This is a genomic window from Leptospira noumeaensis (assembly GCF_004770765.1).
GTDB lineage: Bacteria > Spirochaetota > Leptospiria > Leptospirales > Leptospiraceae > Leptospira_A > Leptospira_A noumeaensis.
Genome location: NZ_RQFK01000011.1, coordinates 182,516 through 202,145, shown reverse-complemented (window position 1 = coordinate 202,145; position 19,630 = coordinate 182,516). Strand labels below are relative to the sequence as shown.

Sequence of the window (19,630 nt, the reverse complement as noted above, 5' to 3'; positions counted from 1 at the left end):
GGTTATGGTAATAATTTAGAAATAGTATCCAATAACTCTTCTGGTGAAAATGGTTTGGTTAACCATGCTTTTGCACCGGCATCCATTCCTTGTTGTTTTTTTTCTGGTTGGGATTCGGTGGTTAACATAATGATCGGTGTAAATTTGTATTTCGGATTTTCTTTGACCTTTTTTACAAAACTAATTCCATCCATATTCGGCATATTCATGTCCGACACAATCAAATCAACTTCGTTACTTTCTAGTTGTTTCAAACCTTCGATACCATCACCGGCCTCAATCAAATCAAAGTCTGCATTTTTTAAATGGACGGAGATGATTTTGCGAAATACCGCAGAGTCATCGATAATCAGAATTTTTCTATTCATGTTTTGTTTCCTTTTCGTTTTGAATTGGTAAAAATATTTCGGCAATGATACAGTCAGCTTTGACTTCTGTTGTATGGTCAATGGCATTACGAATGAAAAACATTCCATTGTGTCGGTGAAGGATAAAATCAACCATCGTCAAACCAAGGCCTAAACTGAATTTTTCTTTCGAGTAAAAACTTTCGACAGGTGGGTGGATGCGATAAAAAGGTTCAATTAGTCTTTTTTCCGAATGAGCTAGTTGTTTTGCATATTCGTCTTCAATAATATTGTTTTTGGCTGACAAACAAAAGTATCCATCCACAAAGGTAACAAATACATCAAAATGTGATTTTTTTTTGGAGTATTTTAATCCATTGGTGATGATTTCATGGATGGCAAGTTTCATCGATTCTATATCGAAATCTAAATATACAGATTGTTTGATCACGGGCAAATTTACTTTAATTTCTCGTTCTTCTATTTCTGCTCTAAAGGACTCAACAAGAGATGGTAAAATTCGGAGTAACTCTTCACTTTTTCTTCTAACTAATTTAGCGTTGTTTTGGATGATATCAACCGCTAGGTCAAGTCCAGACATCATTGCCATATTATGTTCATGGTTTTCGAATAACAAATCCCAAAACTCTTTGTTAATGAGATAATCTTTACCTTGGTCTACTTTGATTTGTTGGATCGAATCGATGATGGTCGACATGGCTCCAAGGCCAGATCCTTGCATTAAAGTAGTTTTTAGATTGAGGATTGAGTAGAGTTCTGAATTGACTTCGTTTGTTTTTCTATGGGATTCTTTGTAGTTAAGCCACTCCAGTTGGCTTTTTAACTCTTTCGATTCCTCATCAATGAGAACAGATTCCATTCGCTTTAAGTAGACGTATTCTAATGCTTTTTCCAAACGATCAGAAACAATTTCTACATGAAGTGGCTTTAAAAGGTAATCATAAACACCGAGTTTCATGATTTCGATGATTTCATCAATTTGGTCAATTGCTGTTTGAACAATAAAAACTGCGGAAGGTTCTAATTTTTTTCTTTCTAGGATGAAAGACTTCCCATCCATCACAGGCATCATTAAATCCACCAAATATAGGCTATACGGCTTTTGGGATGCCATTTCGAGGGCCACTTTTCCATCCTCTGCAATTTCGGTTTCCATTCCAATCCGTTTGCAAATCGCCTCAAGAAGGACTTGATTTTCTTTTTTATCCTCGATAATGAGGATTGGTTCCTTCGGTCGTCTTTGGGACTCCTTCGTCCGTGTAGACGTGGCACTGTTTGGATTTAAGTTCGATTCCACCATATAGATTATCGGAAATCATAAGGGAGAATCCTACAGGGTTCAATTCCTTTATTTTATTAATTCAGGTAACTTGAGTTTAAAATTCGATCCTTGGCCGAGTTGGGAGGTAAGTTCGATATACCCTCCGAGTCTTACCGCAAGACCCTGAGAAATGGACAATCCTAACCCTGTTCCTTCTATATTGCCATCGTCGTTTAACCGGGTGAAGGTATGGAAAACGCGGTTTTGATCCTCTTCGGAGATCCCGGGCCCAAAATCACGAACAGAAATGACCAAGTTGTCCAGTTCCCAATGGCAATCAAATTCAATGTACGCTTGATTTGAGTATTTAATCGCATTGGAAAGAAGGTTTAGGAGGATTTGTTGGATTTTTCCGGAATCTGAGGTTAGATTTTTCGACTGCAAAGGGGGTTTGAAACGAATGTCCATCCCTTTCGCGTTAGCTTGTGGTTGGATTAATTCTAAAGTTTGGCGACATAGATCTTCTGGTTTAAACGTTGTTAATTGGATTTTGATTTGGCCCGACTCAATTTTCATCAGACCCAAAATCTCATTGATCATATTTAAGAGTCTTGTCCCACCCGTGTAAATGTAGTTTAGGTATTCTTTTCCGGTACTGTCTGAATCTGGGATTTGGATGAGTTTGGAAAATCCAATAATTGAGTTTAATGGGGTTCTGAGTTCGTGACTCATATGTGCTAAAAATTCAGTTTTGGCACGATAGGCTCTCTCCAGTTCGTCTTTGGTTTTTGTGAGATCTAGTGTTCGCTCCAAAACTAACGACTCTAAGGTGGATTTGTAACGATTGATTTCCATGAGGTCCAAATCTCTTTGGACAAAAAGGCCCATCCACCGACTGACAGTTTGGTAAATCAAAAGGTTTTCTTGTTTGATCGGAGAGTTTGGTTTGTATTTTAAAAAACCCATAACACCTAGGAATTGATTTTCAAAAAGAACGGGAATGAGAAGGAGGGTTTCGGCTTGTGTTTGGTCAAAGAACCATTTTTCTCGAGTTAGAGCTCTTTCTTTTGTTAAGTGAATGGTTTTTTCTTTTTTTAGTTTATGAACCCAACGAGTGAGTCCGAGTTCATACCAATCTGAATTTTGACATTCCTGGGGTAGCAGTGGGTATTTCGTAGATTTTCTTTCATTCACCCAAATTTGGAATCTAGTTTGTGATTCCACCGGTTCATATTTAAGATAAAAAATAGAATCCATTTCCGTAAAGTATAGGAGTTGATAGAGGGCGTGAGGTAATCCTTCTCTAATAGAAGGTTGTTGGATCAGAATTTGAATGGAAGAGGCAACTCCAATTTCAAATCGTAATCGCCAGGCAATATCTTCTTCTTGTCTTTGTTTGGCGGTAATATCTTTGATACAAAACTTTGTGTATTCTTTGTTTTTACTTTCTTCAGGAACAGTGAATTTTCCAAAGTGGGATTCTATGATGGTTCCATCTGTTTTGTAGATTAGTTCTCTAGAAAAATCAGAATTTTCTATTTTTTTTGTGAGAAAACTATTTAAATCGAATCCAAATTCTAAGGTATCAAAGAGTTTATTTCGCAAAATAAACTCAAATTTTTTTGTCGTTTTATCAATGGATAGAATGCTTGTGCCTGAATCATCTCCTTCTAGGGAGGCTTTTAGTAGTGACCAAGCATCTAAAGGCATTTTAATATTGTTTGAGTAGTTCCTTTGGTAGTTTGAAACTCATTGTATCTTCTCTGCTTTCGGGAAATAAAGATACTTTTGCATCTGGAAAATGTTTTAATATTTCTCCCACAATTTCATCCACAAGGACTTGTGGACTGGAAGCACCTGCTGTGATTCCTAAAGTTTTAATTTTAGAATTTTTGATATGGTCGGGATTTACGTCTTCTTTACGAGAAATTTGAAAACTATCAGGTCTTGTTTTTTTAGCGAGTTGGCAAAGTCTGACCGAGTTAGAAGAATTTTCTGCACCAATAACGAGCATTGCATCCACAGAATCCAACATGGATCTAACTGCCTCTTGTCTTTCCGTTGTCGCATAACAGATATCATCCTTTTGAGGATGTTCGACATAGGGAAATACTTCTTCAATTTTTTTTACTACATTTTTTGTGTCTTCCACAGAAAGAGTGGTTTGCATCAGATAAGTGAGGGGTTTATCATTGGAAATTTTATTTTTTAAATTTTCTACATCTTCTGGGGACTCTACTAAAAACATTTGAGCTTCTCCCATGGTTCCAATGGCTTCGTCATGTCCTCTGTGACCTATGTAGATGATTTGGTGGGTGTCTTTGATATTCCGAGCTTTTTTGTGCACCCGGGTGACAAGGGGGCAGGTGGCATCCCCAATTTTCATCTTACGTTCCGTGGCTTCTTTCACAACTTCCGGGGAAACACCATGGGCAGAAAAAACCACTGTGGCACCGTCTGGAACTTCGCTCAGTTCACTAATAAAGCGAATTCCCTTTTTTTTCATTTCTTCCACAACTCTCTGGTTATGGACGATTTCTTTTCGAACATAAAGAGGGTTTTCAGGGTTTTCTTGGAATGCTGTTTCTACATAAGAAATAGCATACTTCACTCCAGCACAAAATCCTCGGGGGTTCGCTAAATATATGGTCTCTAACACGTAAAAAGCCTGCCTTTTTCTGAAATCCAGTTCCATAGAATTCGGAGGACATATTTTAGAAAAGGGGAAGTTCTATTTTTATTCAAATTTTATTTCTTTTTCCCTATTATCCTCCGTACCTGAATGACCGATCCTTATCTTGATGAAAGGGCCAAGGACGGCCTCTTCGAAAATTCATCAATTTTTCGGACTTGAGGCAAAAACTTCAAGTTGCGAAGGAACGGATTCAAGGAGGAACCCGGATGATTATCAACCACAACGTAAGTGCGATCTTTGCACACAGAACTTTGAAGTCTAACGACACGAACCTGAGCAAAGATATCGAGAAGTTGTCTTCTGGTATGCGTATTAACAAAGCCGGAGATGACGCATCTGGACTTGCAGTGTCTGAGAAAATGAGAACTCAGATTGCTGGTCTTCGACGTGCAGAACAGAATACTGAAGATGGTATGTCCCTCATTCAAACGGCGGAAGGATATCTTCAAGAAACACACGAAATCGTTCAACGTGTTCGTGTACTCGCGGTGCAAGCTGCGAACGGTATCTACTCGGAAGAAGATAGACAACAGATCCAAGTCGAGGTTTCACAGCTAGTGGACGAGATCGATCGTATCGCTTCTCAAGCAGAATTCAACAAAATGAAACTGCTTACAGGAGCTTTCGCTCGTCTCAACCCAACTGCTAGTATGTGGTTCCATATTGGAGCTAACATGCACCAAAGAGAGCGCGTGTACATTGAAACAATGAACACTGCGGCATTGGGATTAAGAAACCCTACGGTTCTTACTTTCATCTCTCTTTCGACTGCAGGTAAAGCAAACTCCGTAATCGGACTTTGTGATGATGCCCTAAGAGTGATCTCTAAACAAAGAGCTGACCTTGGTGCTTATTACAACCGTATGGAGCATGCTGCGAAAGGACTTATGAATGCTTATGAAAACACACAAGCTTCTGAGTCTCGTATCCGTGATACTGACATGGCTGAACAAATGACCAGCTTCACGAGATACCAAATCTTAACTCAGGCTGCTACATCAATGCTTGCGCAAGCAAACATGAAGTCTCAGTCAGTGATGAGATTGCTCCAGTAATAGGATAAGAGAAACTAAAGGCCGGGCAGGGTGGTTGGGGCCCTGGCTTTGGTTTCTCGATTTTCTTTTTTTGATATTCCCTCCAAACTCAAACCTCCCTTTTTCATTGATCACTTTCCTTTTTTTACTTCAAAAGATAAATTCATTCTCCAAAAACGGAACATTCTATTTATTTGAAATAGTGAGTAAACTCTATGAAATTAGATATTGATTCTGCCTACGAAGCGATCCAATCAATCGTTTTGAAAACTCCACTTCAATTTCATGCCAAATTATCTGAAAGTTTTGGCGCGAAAATTTTCATCAAACGAGAAGATCTACAATTAGTCCGTTCTTATAAAATTCGGGGTGCGTACAACTTAATCCAAAGTTTAACCTTGGAAGAACGGGAAAGGGGAGTGGTTTGTGCGAGTGCCGGAAATCATGCGCAAGGGGTAGCTTATTCTTGTAAACTTTTGAACCTTCATGGTGTGATCTATATGCCAGCCATCACACCCAAACAGAAAATCAACCAAGTAAAAATGTTTGGTGGTAATTGGATCGAAATTATATTAGTTGGTGATACTTTTGATGAATGCCAATCCTTTGCTTTAGAATATACTAAAACTCATAACAAAGTTTTTGTCCCACCTTTTGATCATATCAAAATTATGGAAGGTCAAGGTACTGTTGCTAAAGAAATTTTAGACGAAGAGTCTGACATCGATTATGTGTTTGTTCCCATTGGTGGAGGTGGGCTTTGTGCTGGAGTTGGTAGTTATTTTAAAGAAAAATCACCCAACACAAAAATCATTGGTGTCGAACCTTTCGGTGCCCCTTCCATGACAGAAGCACTGAAAGAAGGAAGGCCCGTTTCCCTCGAAAAAATCGATAAATTTGTAGATGGGGCTGCGGTAAAAAAAATAGGGGATCTCACTTTTCCGATCTGTAAAGAAGTTCTTTCTGATATGTTGCTCGTAAAAGAAGGGAAGGTATGTTCCACCATTTTGAATTTATACAATGAAGATGCCATTGTTGCGGAACCGGCAGGAGCATTGAGTATTTCTTCATTGGATCAATATGCCGATCAAATTCGTGGGAAAAAAGTAGTCTGCGTCCTTAGTGGCGGTAATAACGATATTGATCGAATGCAAGAAATCAAAGAAAGGTCGCTCCTATTTGAAGGATTAAAACATTATTTTATAGTACGTTTTGCACAAAGACCCGGAGCTTTAAAACAATTTGTTAATGAGATTCTTGGTCCAAATGATGATATCGTTCGATTTGAATTCATTCAAAAAAACAATAAAGAATCGGGGCCTGCCCTAATTGGTATTGAATTAAAATCTAGAGATGATTTCGAAAGTTTACTCGAGAGAATGGATTCCCTTCTCCTTAACTTTACTTTGGTGAACCAAGATGAAAATTTATTTGAATATCTGATATAGGTTTATTATCTAATAGAATATTTTAAGTTAGGTGGTGATCCGCTAATTTACTATCTTTGGATACTTTAGAAAATATTTTTTTTACCAAAAATCTTTCTTATTTCTTTTGCTAAAATTTCAGGAATTCCCTAAAGGATTTTTGAAATCTTTCGATAGTTATAATGATTGAATGATCGTCGTACAGCTAAAAGCCCGGAGTGATTGCCGGGCTTTTGTATAACTATGAACTTTTTAAATATAAAATTGAAACTTTTGGCAAGAGTCTTTTCTTTTTAAGTGGGATGTGGTAAACAGGCGTCATTGGGTGGCGGGTGGATAACCCCACCCAGTTCGAATAGGGCGGGGATGGTATACCTACCGAGTCCCTAACTTGTAACCTCTCCTAACAGAAGAAATCCTACCTATCTTTTACGCCCGAATCACAAATAAAGCAAGAGTCGCAAACAAATTCGGAAACAGTTTGATTTGTCTTGTCCTGTTAAAAAAAGCTCGGTGTAAAACTTTGATCCTTTCAAAATCACAAAAGTCTTCAAAATCCTTGCCAGATAAATAATGTAAGTTAGGTGTGTCATACCAGTGGAAAGGCATAAGCTCCGTAACGGGAGTTTTTCCGCTAAGTAAGATGGAAGAACGAATTTGCCAGTGAGAAAAATTTGGAAATACAATGATCACTTGTTTTCCAATTCGTAAACATTCTTTGATGATCTGACCAGGATTTAACGTCTGTTGTATGGTCTGGTTGAGGATGACAAAATCAAAACTATGATCCAAATGGTGTTTGAGTCCATCATCAATATCACCATGATGCACATATAAACTTTTTTTAACACATTGGATGATACATTTATCATCCTTTTCAATTCCTTGGACACGAACCCCTTTGTTTTTTAGGATTAACATGAGTTCTCCATACCCACAACCAAGGTCTAAAACTCTTTCTCCGGGTTTGACCAAATTGGCAATGTAAGAGATATCCGGTCTGTTCTTTAAATCTAAACCCAAGGTTTCATTTGTATGGATGTTCAAAGGAAAACTCCTTCGTCCGTAGAACTTAAAAAATCTCGAAGGATGGAATCCTGTTGATCACTCGGTAATAAAAAACTATCGTGTCCCGCCGGATTGTTGAGTTCCACAAAACTAACGGGAACTGCATTGACTTCCAAAGATTTCACAATTTCTTCTGATTGGTAAGGAGGATAGAGCCAATCCGACGTATAAGCGACTACTAAGAATCGGCATCTAACTTTTGCTAATACTTTTGTAAGTTCCTTTCCTGTACCCAAACTAAAATGATCTAGTGCTTTGGTGACGTAAATGTATGAGTTTGCATCGAACCGGTCAACAAAAGACTCTCCTTGGTAAATCAAATAACTTCCCACAGCAAAGTCTGTGGATTGGATATTCCCTTTGGGCGGTTTACGACCAAATTTTTCTCGCATCATCTCGTCACTTAGGTAAGTGATATGACCCATCATTCGGGCAAGGGCGAGACCCTTTGATGGTCGATTCTCTTGTGTATACAAACCTTGGTTCCAGTTAGGATCAGAGAGGATGGCTTGTCTTCCCACTTCATTAAAAGCAATTTGTTGTGCAGAGTGTTCGGAAGAGGATGCCATCACAATACAATTTTTCAGTCGGTCTGGATATGCAACTGACCATTGTAAGGCTTGCATTCCACCCATGGAACCACCAGCAACGGCAAAAAGTTTATGAATTCCAAAATGGCTGATTAATTTTTCTTGTGCGTTGACCATATCTCCAATGGAGACAAAAGGAAATGTTGATTGGAATGGTTTTCCATTTTTTCCGTTTATGGTAAGTGGTCCACTAGATCCCTTGCACCCTCCGATCACATTCGAGGAGATGATGAAGTAACGATTGGTATCAAATGCTTTTCCAGGTCCAATGTAAAAATCCCAATAACCAGGTCGTTTGTCCCCTTCATGAAAACCGGCAGCATGGGCATCGCCAGAAAGGGCATGGCAGACTAAGATAGCATTGTCTTTTTTTTCGTTTAATGTGCCGTAAGTTTCATAAGCAATTTCGAGAGGAGTGATGGTTTCACCCCCCTCTAAAGTCAAAGAGTCAAATTGAATGATTTGAGTACGTACTACGCCTACGGATCCGTGGGAAAACTCGTTCTGTTCGGCGGTAGGCATAGTCTTAATCAGATATTTTTTAATGCCTCTTCCAAGTCTACCAGAATGTCATCGATGTTTTCAAGTCCTACACTCAAACGAACAAACCCTGGAGTGACTCCGGCTGAAATTTGTTCTGCTCCAGTCAACTGTTGGTGGGTTGTTGAAGCTGGGTGGATCGCAAGAGATTTCGCATCACCGATGTTAGCAAGAAGACTAAAAAGCTCAAGTCCATCGATGAATTTTTTTGCCTTTTCCACACCACCTTTGATTTCAAAACCTACGATGGCACCAAAGAGTCCACGTTCATGGTATTTTTTAGCTGTCGCAAAGTCTTTGCCTGTTGGAAGACCTGGATAGTTGACCCATTCAATCTTAGGGTGTTTTTGTAAAAACTCAGCCACTTTAAGAGCATTGCTTGAGTGGCGTTCCATACGAAGTGGAAGAGTTTCCACACCTTGTAGAATTTGCCAAGCGTTGAAAGGAGAGATTGCTGGACCAAGGTCTCTTAGGCCTTGCACTCGAGCTTTCAAAATAAAAGCAATATTCACTCCACCGAATGGTTCAAATTTTCCAAACACATCCCAGAATTTAAGTCCATGATAAGATGGATCTGGTTCAGTGAAGTTTTTAAATTTCCCATTCCCCCAATTGAAGGTACCTGCATCAATGATGATCCCTCCAATAGAAGTTCCATGGCCGCCTAAAAATTTAGTGAGCGAGTGGACAACAATGTCAGCACCATGTTTGATGGGGTTCACTAAATAAGGAGAAGGCATCGTGTTATCAATCACTAGCGGAACACCCACTTCTTTTGCAACTTTACTGACGGCTGCAATATCGAGGGTGTCGAGTTTTGGATTTCCTAAAGTTTCTGCATAAAACGCTCTTGTATTCTCATTGGAAGCTTTACGAAAATTTTCAGGATCTGATTGGTCAACAAAGTGAACTTTAATTCCGAGTTTCGGAAATGTATAGTGGAGAAGGTTGTATGTTCCACCATAGAGTGATGAAGAAGCTACAATTTCTTGTCCTGCCTCTACAATATTCAGAAGTGCAAGAGTTTCCGCACTTTGACCTGATGCTGTTGCCAGAGCTGCTACACCACCTTCCAAAGCTGCCACACGCTTTTCTAAAACGTCTGTGGTTGGGTTCATGAGTCTTGTGTAAATATTTCCAAACTCTTGTAAGCCGAATAGTCGTGCGGCATGGTCAGTATCTTTAAATACATAAGAAGTGGTTTGGTACAATGGAACAGCTCTCGATGTAGTTGTCGGATCCGGTTCTTGTCCTCCGTGGAGTGCGATGGTTTCTGGTTTAAAATTACGTGGCATAAATTCCCCCGATGGTCTTGCCATCCTCGCCTTCGCTCTCCTAATTGTCAAGAAAAAATCCAATAAAGCAGAATATTGGTTCAATTTATTGGATCGACTCTGAGAAGATTATTTCTTATTTTCAGCCCAAAACCATACGATAATGATCGTATCGTGATGAAGTTTCTTCTGACCCAAGGTTTTTTGTTCCTGATTTTCCCTTTGGCATTTGCCTTGGAAGCACAGGTGTGGGTTCCCACAGGGACTGAATCGCGGAGAGCCTCAGCTTTACAATTTGATGCCGGTGCTGCCAGTTTCCAAAAGGATTATTACGGTTATATTTCACCGAATTTTACTTACAACCATGGTAGTAATTTCGGTTATTCCTTTTCCCTTCCGATCAATGCCCTGGCTGTTGATAAGGATCCACTCCAACTAGATAGTAAACCCGGTAAAATCCGAGAGATGGATTACAATAGTAAAAATGATTATGCACGAGTGTTAAATTATATTTCTTACGGAACCTACAACCAACAAATTCCAGGAAAGGTTACTTATTCAGCTTACACAGGTAAGATGGTGGATGGTTATGTTGGCCATGGAACTATTGTCAATAAATACCAAAGTTCCTCAAGGTTTGATTCTTATAATCCAGGTGTAATGGCAGACTTAAATACTGATTACGTGGGAGTTCAGTATTTTGCTAATTCTGTTGTCAATTTTGAAGTGAATGCGGCTCGGGTTTATATCAAACCTCTTGCTATAGGGAGATCTTTAATTTCATTATTTGACAAGTCCTCTGATTTGGTTTACCTTATGAACTTACGAGGGAATGTTTTAGATGAATCAGGTCGAATCAGCGTAGAAGAAGAAGCTGGTTCGGAAGAATCCAAAAACAAAAAGGCAGAAGAAGCCAAAAAAAAAGAACTAAGGCCCATTAACAAAGATTCTCGGATGGAACTTGTGGACAATGATCCATGGTACAACCGATTGACGATTGGTTATACTAGAGCATGGGATAGGGCAGCTCCCGTACAAATGTCTTATAATACCAATGGATCTCCTGTTACAGAAAAGAATTTGGATAATCCCAAAACTACCCAAGTGACTCGCGCTTCTGTGGAAGGAATGGATATTGAATACCGACTTCTCAATTTACCTTTTGTGGAACTCACTCCTTATTTGGACTTTAATAAAATCAAAGGACTTGATGGAGCCCAAGGTACACATTATGGAACTATCTTTCGTTTAGGAACGAAAGACTTAAATGTCATTTTAAAACCTGAGTTTCGTCAGATGACTGCCAATTATGCACCCATGTATTTTGATAGTTTTTACGAAGTGGAACGGTTTCAAAAGTTTCCCATTTCTGCACCCATTCGCCCGAAATATGATTATTTAGACAACCAATCTAATTCCAAAGTCACAGGTTACTATCATACCATTTATATTAATTTTTATCATTTGGGTTTTGAGTTTGCAGTGGAAGATTACGGGTTAAAAGGAAACAAACGTGTGTTTGCTGCTGCATACATTCCTTTAGGATCTTCTTTTTTAATGTCTTTTTATTATACAAAAAAAGGATATGAGTCCCAAGGGAAGGCTTTTGAGTTAGACAACAACACACAAGCTGCCGCTGAAATTTCCAAATCCTTTGGTCCAATTGTATTACGGTTGCAAAACTATCGAAAGTACTACTTAGATACCAGTGAAAAGTCTTTTGTGAGTATTGATGAAATTCGATTTTTAGTTTCGGGTGGGATTAGTTTTTAATCGAAAACAATTGGTGTAAAAGAGCAGAATATGCAAATTCTGTTCTAAGATTAATTTGCCCAAGGCTTACCGTTTTAAATCCACATTCTTTAAAAAACAAAAGATCATCAGGTTTCCATCCAGATTCTGAACCAAAAACAAATACTGGATTATCGTTATCTGCTGCATTCGCAAATTCTAATAAAACTGAAGAGTGATTTTCTCCCTCACGGTCTAATACAAAAACCTTTCCCTTCCATGTTTTTAAAAATGTTTTCCAAGGTGAGGATTGGGCCAGTTGTATCTTGGGTAGTTTGTAATTTCCTGTTTGGATAAGTCCTGTTTCTAAATAAGAAAGGGTATCTTTCACATAAACAGGAGAAGTCCAATATTCTTTGTTTTTTGATTCTGTAGCATAAAAATATACAGAATCCACACCATAAGCTCCGCTTAAGTGTAAAAGTTTTTTCCCCGTTTGGGGCCTTGGTAAGGAAAAGAAGGTATGGATGGAAAGGGGTTTTAGAACATCAGGAAGATAATTCAATTTTTCTAATGTTGTGGAAGAATCAGAAATATCTTGTATTTGGAAAAGATAATTACCGGAACTTGGAATGACTACTTGGATCTTTTCTCCCTTGTCTTTTTTTAAGATGGTTCTAATGTGAGTATGTCTCTCATCTGTTAGTTGGACTAAATGATTCGAATTTAGTTCCTCTTCATAAACAAGAATCCAATTCAATTGTTAGATCTCGTAATTGGGTTTCGTATTGGGTATTGAATCTTCTTCCGGAAAACCTGGTTCTTGTTCATTCCTAGGTTCTTCCAACATAGGATTTTGGAGTTCTTCTTCTTTTGCAGTATTTTGTTTTGGAGTATTAGGAAAAGATGACCATTTCCAAAAATACAACATAAGGATAGTAAATAGCAGAATAGGAATCAGGCGAATTTCTCTTTTTTTTGGCCCAGTTCGCGATTTTAAATAATCAATGGGAGCATAAAGCAAATCCAAGAATAATTCTTTGTAACTTTGAAAAGAAGGTTGGAATTGAAAAGAGGGGATTGGTTCTGATTCGTTTTGAAAATCTTCAGAACTTTCTAAATCAGGAACAAAGGTGAAACGGTGGGAACAAACGGGACATTGAACCAAAATGGTTCCCTGTGTGGCAGGGAACCGTAACATCGTGGAACAATTCGGACATTGTTTAACGAGATTCAATTAAGAACCTGTTGTTCTTAGTATTTTAAAGAACTCTTCAATGCTTCTACGTTTTTCTTATAATGTTTATTGGAATCTCGATCATTGTAATCGAAAAGTTTTGTAAACAGTTTGTCGAAGTAGTCCAAGTTTTTGAAGTAGAATTGTTTTTTAAAATTGTTTCGAATTGGGTTAGTTTTTGTATTTTCCACATTAGAAAGAATGTATTTACCAACACCTTTTTCAGAAGGAGTTTCTGGAGTTCCCCAAACAGGATAATCATCATGTTGGTAGAATAGTTCCAATTTATCATCATGAGCCGCAGCTCCATTTGGCGCAACGTCAGCAATCACAGAGATAATTTTGTCTTCTAATACAAAGTTGTTTTGGTAGATGTAAGTTCTAATTTTAGTTAGGTTACGTGGTTGTTCTTTTCTTGGATCTGGATCAGCATTGTTAGCACCTTCAAAAAAGAGTTCCATCTTTTTGAATTTTGCACCTAAGTTTTTTCCAGAACGACCATCTTCACTACCAACAAAGTCAAAAACTTCTAGATGCAAACAAGTGTTATCTTGTGCTTCTTGTTTGTCAGCAGCTTCACATCTTTCTCCGTCAGCACTTGGTTTTCCTTTGTAAAGGATCGTGCGGTGAGGAAGAGTTCTCACTTTCATTTTAAATAAAACTGTGTGTAAACGAAGGCGTTTATTCACTTCAGAAATATTATCATCTAATTCTTTTTCCGTCTCAGTAATGGATTTACCGGATTGAGTAGGATCAATTCCCGCAGATGTGGAACCTGTTTCCGAGCTACCAGTTTGAGCGAAAACCCCAATGTTGAGCAAAAGGATGGGGAGTATTAATTTTATTTTCATGTCCGAATCTTCCTAAAAGGTTAATTTGAGGATACCAAAGAACGACCGATGGTCGTAAACAACTATCCTGTAAAAATTATCGGTAATTCACCTAGAAGATTGAAGCCTAAACTCTTACTTTTTAGCGTTTCCATCCAAAATCCGTTAAGGAATCCAAATAAAACGAAATCCCGGGAGCGGACAAAAGATCCTCTTTTTCCCAGTTTTTTGTGATCCAACGGCGTTCCACATAATCACAATAGTCTTTAAGGTTCCTTCCTGAGGCTCCTTCTAAGGATTCGGCAAGCCTAGTTCTATCCTTGGAATCGAGTTGTTTGGCATATCCTTCTAAAATTTTGGATCTTTCTTCCTTGTTTGGCAAAGGAAAGTAGATTTTTCTGTCAAACCGGGACAAAAGGGCAGAATCCAAATCGGCTTTTCTGTTGGTAGCACCAATGGTGATGGTTCCGCTGCGTTCGGAAAATCCATCTAGTTTCCTGAGTAAGACACTGAGGAGATTTCGTGTGGCCTCAAAAAGCCCATCCTCACGGGAAGTGGCAAGGGAATCGATTTCATCCAAAAAAAGCATACATTTCGGAAATAAGGCAGCAGCATCAAAAACCATGGCTAAGTTTTGAGACGATTCCCCGTAGTACTTACTGAGGATGGATTCAACGGGAACGTAAACCATGGGAACCCCGCAGAGATGGGATACAATTTTTGCCATACTGGTTTTTCCCACTCCTGGTTCTCCTTCAAAGAGCACAGCCCGCGGGAGATTGGGACTTGGTTTTTTTCGAGTGAGTTTGGTAATTTCATAAAATGGTTCTGGTTTCAAAATCGGAAAAACCAAACTTTCCAAAATCTGTGACTTCACACCTTCATATCCAAATACGGAATCAAAACCTAAATCATTCCCTTTTGCCTTTTCCAAATTAGGGTCATACACTTCGGCTCCGAGTTGGTGGAGGAGGATCCTTGGGTCTTTTGGTTCAGATCCTTCTGATTTTAAAAAATGAAAGAGGCTGACACAGGTTTGGATTTCCTTGGTGGAAAAATCCCCATGTTTGGAACATTCGACTTTTAAATCCGATTTGAATGAAAATCGAATCCTAAATTTACCAGAAAGGTTCTTTTGGGGTTCAAATAGATTTTCGTTTAAGGCTTGGATGCTAATATACCCATCTTCAAAATTATAAATCCGATAGTTTTCGATATAATTTCTAATGATTCCGAAGCAGTCCAAGATTCGGTCTTTGCCCGCATTTTCCGAACGAAAACGAAATAGAGTCTCTTCCTTTTCCTGAACAAATTGATAGTTGGCGTTCTTTAGTTCGGAGCTAAATACTTCCTTTGCCTTAAAATAATCCGGATGGGTCGTAGAATTGGACATAAGGAACAAAATGCGGAACTTTCCCTTTTTTTTCAAGGAAGGATTTTGATTTCCACCGACGAATACATTGGAGAGGTTGCAAAGATATGGGTGAAGGTTCACTATCACAAGAGGATATAGACGCTCTACTCGGCGGATTTAGTGGCGGAGGCAATTCTCCTGCTGGTGGTTCCGGAGGTGGTGGTGGTCTGGATGATTTGGATGCCCTCGTCGGAGGTGGTGGTGGGGATGACAATGGTCCCTCTTTTGCTGACATTGCTGCTGCTCTTGGTCCAAGTGCCACTCCGGGTCCTGCTAGATCCGCTTCCAAATCGCAAGCCAGTCCAGGAAGTAATACCGCAAACCTCAATTTACTTTTAGATGTTACCCTCCAACTAACGATTGAACTCGGAAGAACAACGATGTTTATTAAGGATGTTTTGCAACTCACAGAAGGAACTGTTGTAGAATTAGATAAAAATATTGGGGAAGAACTCGATATCTTAGCGAATGGCAAACTTGTTGGACGAGGAAAACTCATTATCCTAGATGATTACTACGGAGTACAAATCACTCAAATTGTAGATCCGATGGAAAGACTGGGTGGCCCTGCCTTTTTATAGGTTTCCACCTTACCTGAACCAATAAATCAATTCACTTATGGAATTTGAATCTCCTTATTCACTAGAAAGGATTGTAAACCCTTCTGAAGACTTACAATCAGAACTCTGGAACCTTCTGCATGAATTCAGCGTATCTAAGTTAGGTGATCCTAACATGAAAAAAAAAGAATTTTTTGCCATCCTAGTCAAAGAGGGAGAGACCTTGGTTGCTGCCGCCCTTTGTTATTTATTTTTTAAAGGACTGAACCTCCAACTCCTTTGGGTGGCCGAAGAAAAACGTGGAATGGATTTCGGAACCAAATTGTTAAATCAAATTGAAGAAGAGGCCAAAATTCTAGGAGCTACTCTTGTATTTGGTTATTCGTTTGGGTTCCAAGCTCCCAAATTCTACACAAAACTAGGATACGAAGAGGTGGGAATGATTCCCAATTACCCGGAAGGTCAAAATTGTTATTTCCTCTGCAAAAAGTTGACAACTGATTCTCCTTGACACCAATCCTATCTCTTTCAAATTGTATCTTATGTTAGCTCTAGCCATTGCGTAGACCGCCAAAACGGTGAACTTGTTTTGGATACCCCGCCTAAATTCAATTAGGAGGCGGCTATCTTCGCACAGGCGGTCTATTCCTCTCATCCACTGTTTTGGTCTCCTCTTTTTGTTTTGCCGCAAAAACTGGATATGGTACGTGAATCCGATCTATCTAAATTTCAAAAGATCTCTAAGAAAAAACGTTTTGATGATGAAGACGAAGACTTTTTGTCCGAAAAACCTAAAACAAAATCCCATCGATTTCGTTCTGATGTAGATGAATTTCGTTGTGTGGAATGCAAACAAATGGTGTTTCCTCCCGGTTTTGGAACTGACCAAAGGAACCATTGTCCCAATTGTTTGACGAGTTTGCATCTGGACAATTCTCCTGGTGACCGAGCTGCCATTTGCGGAAGTAAGATGGAAGCAATTTCCATTTGGGTTAGAAAAGGGGAATGGGTGATTTTACACCGCTGCAAAGGTTGTGGGGTGATCCATGCCAATCGCATTGGGCCTGACGATAACGAGGCACTCCTTGTTTCGCTTGCTGCACAAGCTATGGCCAAACCTAGTTTTCGATTGTTTCGAGAAAATCCGGTGGAAAATCCACCGGATGACAAATATTAAGCTACCTTTTTTGCATTCTAGGATTGTCCTATTATGCTTTTGGTTTTTTCCCTTCGGTTAAGTTGGCAATGAGATTTGGTAAATTCATCACATCCGCAGGGATGAGGATTTCCGTATTCTCTTTGGCAACATTCAGGAAATTGTGGATAAAAGCCTTTGTGATTTGGAGTTTGATCGCAGAGGCACCTCCTTGGTCGGAGATAGCACCGGCGATGGATTCAATTCCTTTGGCCGTTGCAACAGCAAGGGCTTCAATCTCTGTTGCTTTTCCTTCCGCAGAGTTGATCCTTCTTTGTTTTTCCCCTTCGGATTTATTCACAGCTTCTTCTTTGAAACCGAGGGAGCGGTTGATTCGAGAATCTCTTTCTCCTTCCGAAAGAAGCACCTGCGAACGTTTGGCGATCTGTGCTTTCTTTTCTTTTTCCATGGCATCAAGAACCGATTTTGGTGGAACAATATTCAAAATTTCATAACGATTGACTTTGATCCCCCAAGGTTCAGAAGCTTGGTCAATGGCAGCTACAATGGTGGAGTTGATTAAATCTTTTTCACCGATGGTTTTGTCGAGTTCCATCGTTCCAATCACAGAACGCATAGTTGTTTGTGCGAGTTGGATGGCTGCAAATTGGAAATCTTCGATTCCGTAAGAAGCGCGAACGGGATCAATGATTTTTAAATAAATCACTCCATCCACTTTCACCTGTACGTTGTCATGTGTGATACAAATTTGTGGTTGTACATCGATGGATTGTTCTTTGAGAGTGTGGTAATACGCATCGCGATCAATGAATGGGATGAGGATATGAAAACCTGCTCGTAAACTCCGAGAGTATTTTCCTAATCGTTCTACAATTAAAACATCCTGTGCCGGAATGATGCGGATGCAGCGGAAGATTTTATAAATCAAATAAATGGCGATGATCGACCAAAATCCTAAGTATATAAATTCCATACTATTCTCCTACCTGTGGGATTTTTGTGGTGATTTTGGAAAGACCTTCAAACACTCCACCGATGTTTGCTAAAGTTTCTGGAACCACAGTGGTTTTAGAAGTTTTTAGGATTTGACCAAGGGCATCCAAATACTCTTGAGTGATTTGTAAACTGACTGCTTCCTTTCCACCTTTTTTACTAATGGCTTCCGAGATGAGTTGTAAACCTTTTGCTGTCGCATTGGAAATGAGTGTGATCTCTTGGGCACGTCCGTCGGCTTCATTCACCAATCGAATTTTTTCCCCTTCGGAAATGTTGATTGATTCTTGTCTTTCTCCCACCGAATGATTCACCCGAGCTTCCTTTTCTCCTTGGGAGATGGTGATCTCTGCTCGTCTTTCCCTTTCGGATTTCATTTGGTTTTCCATCTCGAGAAGGATTTGTTTGGGTGGAGTGATATTACGAATTTCGTATCTTGTGACTTTGATTCCCCAAGGATCGGTAGCACGATCAATATTGGAAACCACTCGGCCATTGATTTCATCTCTTTCAGAAAGTAAGTTATCAAAAATTAATTTTCCAATTTCAGAACGAAGAGTGGTTTGGGCAAGTTGTGTGGTTGCCAACATAAAGTTATCAATTCCGTAAGATGCCTTTTCTCCATCGATGACTTTTAAATACAAAACTCCATCCACTTCAACGGATACGTTATCCCTTGTGATACAAACTTGTGGATCGATATCGATGGTTTGTTCTTTTAAATTTTGGCGGTAACGAATTTGGTCTACAAATGGAATCATAAAATAAAATCCCGATTTTAAAACCCCGTTCAAAACACCTAATCTTTCTTTAACATAAACACTTTGTTCTGGAACAATGATGATTGTCTTTTTGACAATATAAACAATGATCAAAAATACAACGATGACGGTTGCGCCCATAATTTCCCCCTCTGTGACGTTCGACCCTACTTAGATAAGGGAAAAGTGAAAAGGTTTTTTTATTTATGATTAAAAAAAGTGAATTTTAAATTTATGAATCCACTTGTTCTACGGTGAAGGTTAGATTTTCTCTAGATAAGATACGAACAAAATTTCCTTTGGGTATTTTCGAATCAGTGGAGACGGCATCCCAAAGAGTACCTTGGAAACGAATTTTTCCTCCATGCCTTTTTACTAAAATATCAGTTTCTACGGGAACAATTTGGTTTAAAAAATCATCTTGGATGAAAGGATCCACTGAAGATTCTGATTTGAAAAATCGTTTTACCGCAGATCCACCAACAAGAATGGATACTAAACTGGAAACCACCCAAACCACCACTTGGTTATAAAACTCGAGTGGAACCAAACGAGTCAAAATTCCCGTAAATATGGCCCCAATTCCTAAAAACATCACAAAGGTTCCTGGAAGTAGGAACTCAGAAAATAATAAGGTGATTCCGAGGAGAATCCAGACATAGGGTGAGTTTGCAAAAATAAAATCCAAAGG

General features: G+C 39.1%; 20 protein-coding genes. 6 read left to right on the top strand and 14 right to left on the bottom strand.

Going from position 1 to position 19,630, the window contains the following annotated elements:
• Positions 1 to 2: 2 nt before the first annotated feature.
• Genes EHQ24_RS04125 through ispH form a run of 4 tightly spaced genes read right to left on the bottom strand, consistent with a single transcriptional unit; the run spans position 3 to position 4,288 of the window.
• The gene (locus EHQ24_RS04125) at positions 3 to 368 is read right to left on the bottom strand and encodes a response regulator (RefSeq protein WP_135600422.1); all 366 of its coding nucleotides are present in this window, start codon (positions 366 to 368) and stop codon (positions 3 to 5) included.
• A complete protein-coding gene (locus EHQ24_RS04120) occupies positions 361 to 1,668 on the bottom strand; it encodes a response regulator (RefSeq protein WP_135600421.1) in 1,308 nt (435 codons plus the stop codon). Before EHQ24_RS04120 ends, EHQ24_RS04125 begins: the two co-directional genes overlap by 8 nt.
• A 48-nt stretch (positions 1,669 to 1,716) precedes the next feature.
• The gene (locus EHQ24_RS04115; protein WP_135600420.1) at positions 1,717 to 3,339 is read right to left on the bottom strand and encodes a sensor histidine kinase; all 1,623 of its coding nucleotides are present in this window, start codon (positions 3,337 to 3,339) and stop codon (positions 1,717 to 1,719) included.
• Position 3,340: 1 nt separating this feature from the next.
• Positions 3,341 to 4,288 carry a 4-hydroxy-3-methylbut-2-enyl diphosphate reductase gene (ispH, locus tag EHQ24_RS04110; RefSeq protein WP_135600419.1) on the bottom strand — a complete coding sequence of 316 codons (948 nt, stop codon included), beginning with the start codon at positions 4,286 to 4,288 and terminating at the stop codon, positions 3,341 to 3,343.
• A 242-nt stretch (positions 4,289 to 4,530) separates the two neighbouring features.
• Here ispH and EHQ24_RS04105 point away from each other — a divergent pair, with 242 nt between their 5' ends.
• Positions 4,531 to 5,379 (top strand): flagellin N-terminal helical domain-containing protein, encoded by an 849-nt coding sequence (locus EHQ24_RS04105; RefSeq protein ID WP_135600418.1) that lies wholly within the window; start codon positions 4,531 to 4,533, stop codon positions 5,377 to 5,379.
• A 194-nt stretch (positions 5,380 to 5,573) separates the two neighbouring features.
• Positions 5,574 to 6,806 carry a threonine ammonia-lyase IlvA gene (ilvA, locus tag EHQ24_RS04100; RefSeq protein WP_135600417.1) on the top strand — a complete coding sequence of 411 codons (1,233 nt, stop codon included), beginning with the start codon at positions 5,574 to 5,576 and terminating at the stop codon, positions 6,804 to 6,806.
• 408 nt (positions 6,807 to 7,214) lie between these two features.
• Here the strand turns inward: ilvA and metW are convergent, their stop codons facing one another.
• From metW to EHQ24_RS04085, 3 genes are read right to left on the bottom strand one after another with little or no spacing between them, the layout of a single operon-like run.
• Positions 7,215 to 7,832 carry a methionine biosynthesis protein MetW gene (gene metW, locus EHQ24_RS04095; RefSeq protein WP_135600416.1) on the bottom strand — a complete coding sequence of 206 codons (618 nt, stop codon included), beginning with the start codon at positions 7,830 to 7,832 and terminating at the stop codon, positions 7,215 to 7,217.
• Entirely contained in the window at positions 7,829 to 8,965 is a 1,137-nt protein-coding gene (metX, locus tag EHQ24_RS04090) for a homoserine O-acetyltransferase MetX (protein WP_135600415.1), read from the bottom strand. Before metX ends, metW begins: the two co-directional genes overlap by 4 nt.
• A gap of 8 nt (positions 8,966 to 8,973) precedes the next feature.
• Complete coding sequence (locus tag EHQ24_RS04085; protein WP_135600414.1) at positions 8,974 to 10,278, bottom strand: O-acetylhomoserine aminocarboxypropyltransferase/cysteine synthase family protein; 1,305 nt, start codon at positions 10,276 to 10,278, stop codon at positions 8,974 to 8,976.
• Positions 10,279 to 10,434: 156 nt separating this feature from the next.
• Between EHQ24_RS04085 and EHQ24_RS04080 the strand changes: the two genes are divergently transcribed.
• Complete coding sequence (locus EHQ24_RS04080) at positions 10,435 to 12,030, top strand: hypothetical protein (protein WP_135600413.1); 1,596 nt, start codon at positions 10,435 to 10,437, stop codon at positions 12,028 to 12,030.
• On the opposite strand, the gene EHQ24_RS04075 is transcribed toward EHQ24_RS04080, so the two are convergent.
• From EHQ24_RS04075 to EHQ24_RS04060, 4 genes are all read right to left on the bottom strand, one after another.
• Positions 12,020 to 12,748: an RsmE family RNA methyltransferase gene (locus EHQ24_RS04075; RefSeq protein ID WP_135600412.1), complete on the bottom strand. Its 729-nt coding sequence runs from the start codon at positions 12,746 to 12,748 to the stop codon at positions 12,020 to 12,022. The genes EHQ24_RS04080 and EHQ24_RS04075 overlap by 11 nt on opposite strands.
• Positions 12,749 to 12,751: 3 nt before the next feature.
• On the bottom strand, positions 12,752 to 13,225 hold the full coding sequence (locus EHQ24_RS04070; RefSeq protein WP_244310291.1) for a zinc-ribbon domain-containing protein: 474 nt from the start codon (positions 13,223 to 13,225) through the stop codon (positions 12,752 to 12,754).
• 17 nt (positions 13,226 to 13,242) lie between these two features.
• Positions 13,243 to 14,076, bottom strand: a complete 834-nt coding sequence (gene fcpB / locus EHQ24_RS04065) for a flagellar-coiling protein FcpB (protein WP_135600411.1) — start codon at positions 14,074 to 14,076, stop codon at positions 13,243 to 13,245.
• A 121-nt stretch (positions 14,077 to 14,197) separates the two neighbouring features.
• A complete protein-coding gene (locus EHQ24_RS04060) occupies positions 14,198 to 15,448 on the bottom strand; it encodes an AAA family ATPase (protein ID WP_208725710.1) in 1,251 nt (416 codons plus the stop codon).
• An 86-nt stretch (positions 15,449 to 15,534) separates the two neighbouring features.
• Here EHQ24_RS04060 and fliN point away from each other — a divergent pair, with 86 nt between their 5' ends.
• The 3 genes from fliN to EHQ24_RS04045 all read left to right on the top strand — a co-directional run bounded on the left by fliN (position 15,535) and on the right by EHQ24_RS04045 (position 17,206).
• Complete coding sequence (gene fliN / locus EHQ24_RS04055; protein ID WP_135600410.1) at positions 15,535 to 16,050, top strand: flagellar motor switch protein FliN; 516 nt, start codon at positions 15,535 to 15,537, stop codon at positions 16,048 to 16,050.
• Positions 16,051 to 16,087: 37 nt separating this feature from the next.
• Positions 16,088 to 16,540 (top strand): GNAT family N-acetyltransferase, encoded by a 453-nt coding sequence (locus tag EHQ24_RS04050; RefSeq protein WP_135600409.1) that lies wholly within the window; start codon positions 16,088 to 16,090, stop codon positions 16,538 to 16,540.
• A gap of 189 nt (positions 16,541 to 16,729) precedes the next feature.
• Positions 16,730 to 17,206: an RNHCP domain-containing protein gene (locus EHQ24_RS04045; RefSeq protein WP_135600408.1), complete on the top strand. Its 477-nt coding sequence runs from the start codon at positions 16,730 to 16,732 to the stop codon at positions 17,204 to 17,206.
• A gap of 31 nt (positions 17,207 to 17,237) precedes the next feature.
• Here EHQ24_RS04045 and EHQ24_RS04040 read toward each other — a convergent pair whose 3' ends face one another.
• The 3 genes from EHQ24_RS04040 to EHQ24_RS04030 form a co-directional block, all read right to left on the bottom strand.
• Positions 17,238 to 18,158: an SPFH domain-containing protein gene (locus tag EHQ24_RS04040; protein WP_135600407.1), complete on the bottom strand. Its 921-nt coding sequence runs from the start codon at positions 18,156 to 18,158 to the stop codon at positions 17,238 to 17,240.
• Position 18,159: 1 nt separating this feature from the next.
• Positions 18,160 to 19,080, bottom strand: a complete 921-nt coding sequence (locus EHQ24_RS04035; protein ID WP_135600406.1) for an SPFH domain-containing protein — start codon at positions 19,078 to 19,080, stop codon at positions 18,160 to 18,162.
• A gap of 91 nt (positions 19,081 to 19,171) precedes the next feature.
• Positions 19,172 to 19,627, bottom strand: coding sequence for an NfeD family protein (locus EHQ24_RS04030; protein WP_135600405.1), 456 nt, complete (start codon positions 19,625 to 19,627; stop codon positions 19,172 to 19,174).
• Positions 19,628 to 19,630: the final 3 nt, after the last annotated feature.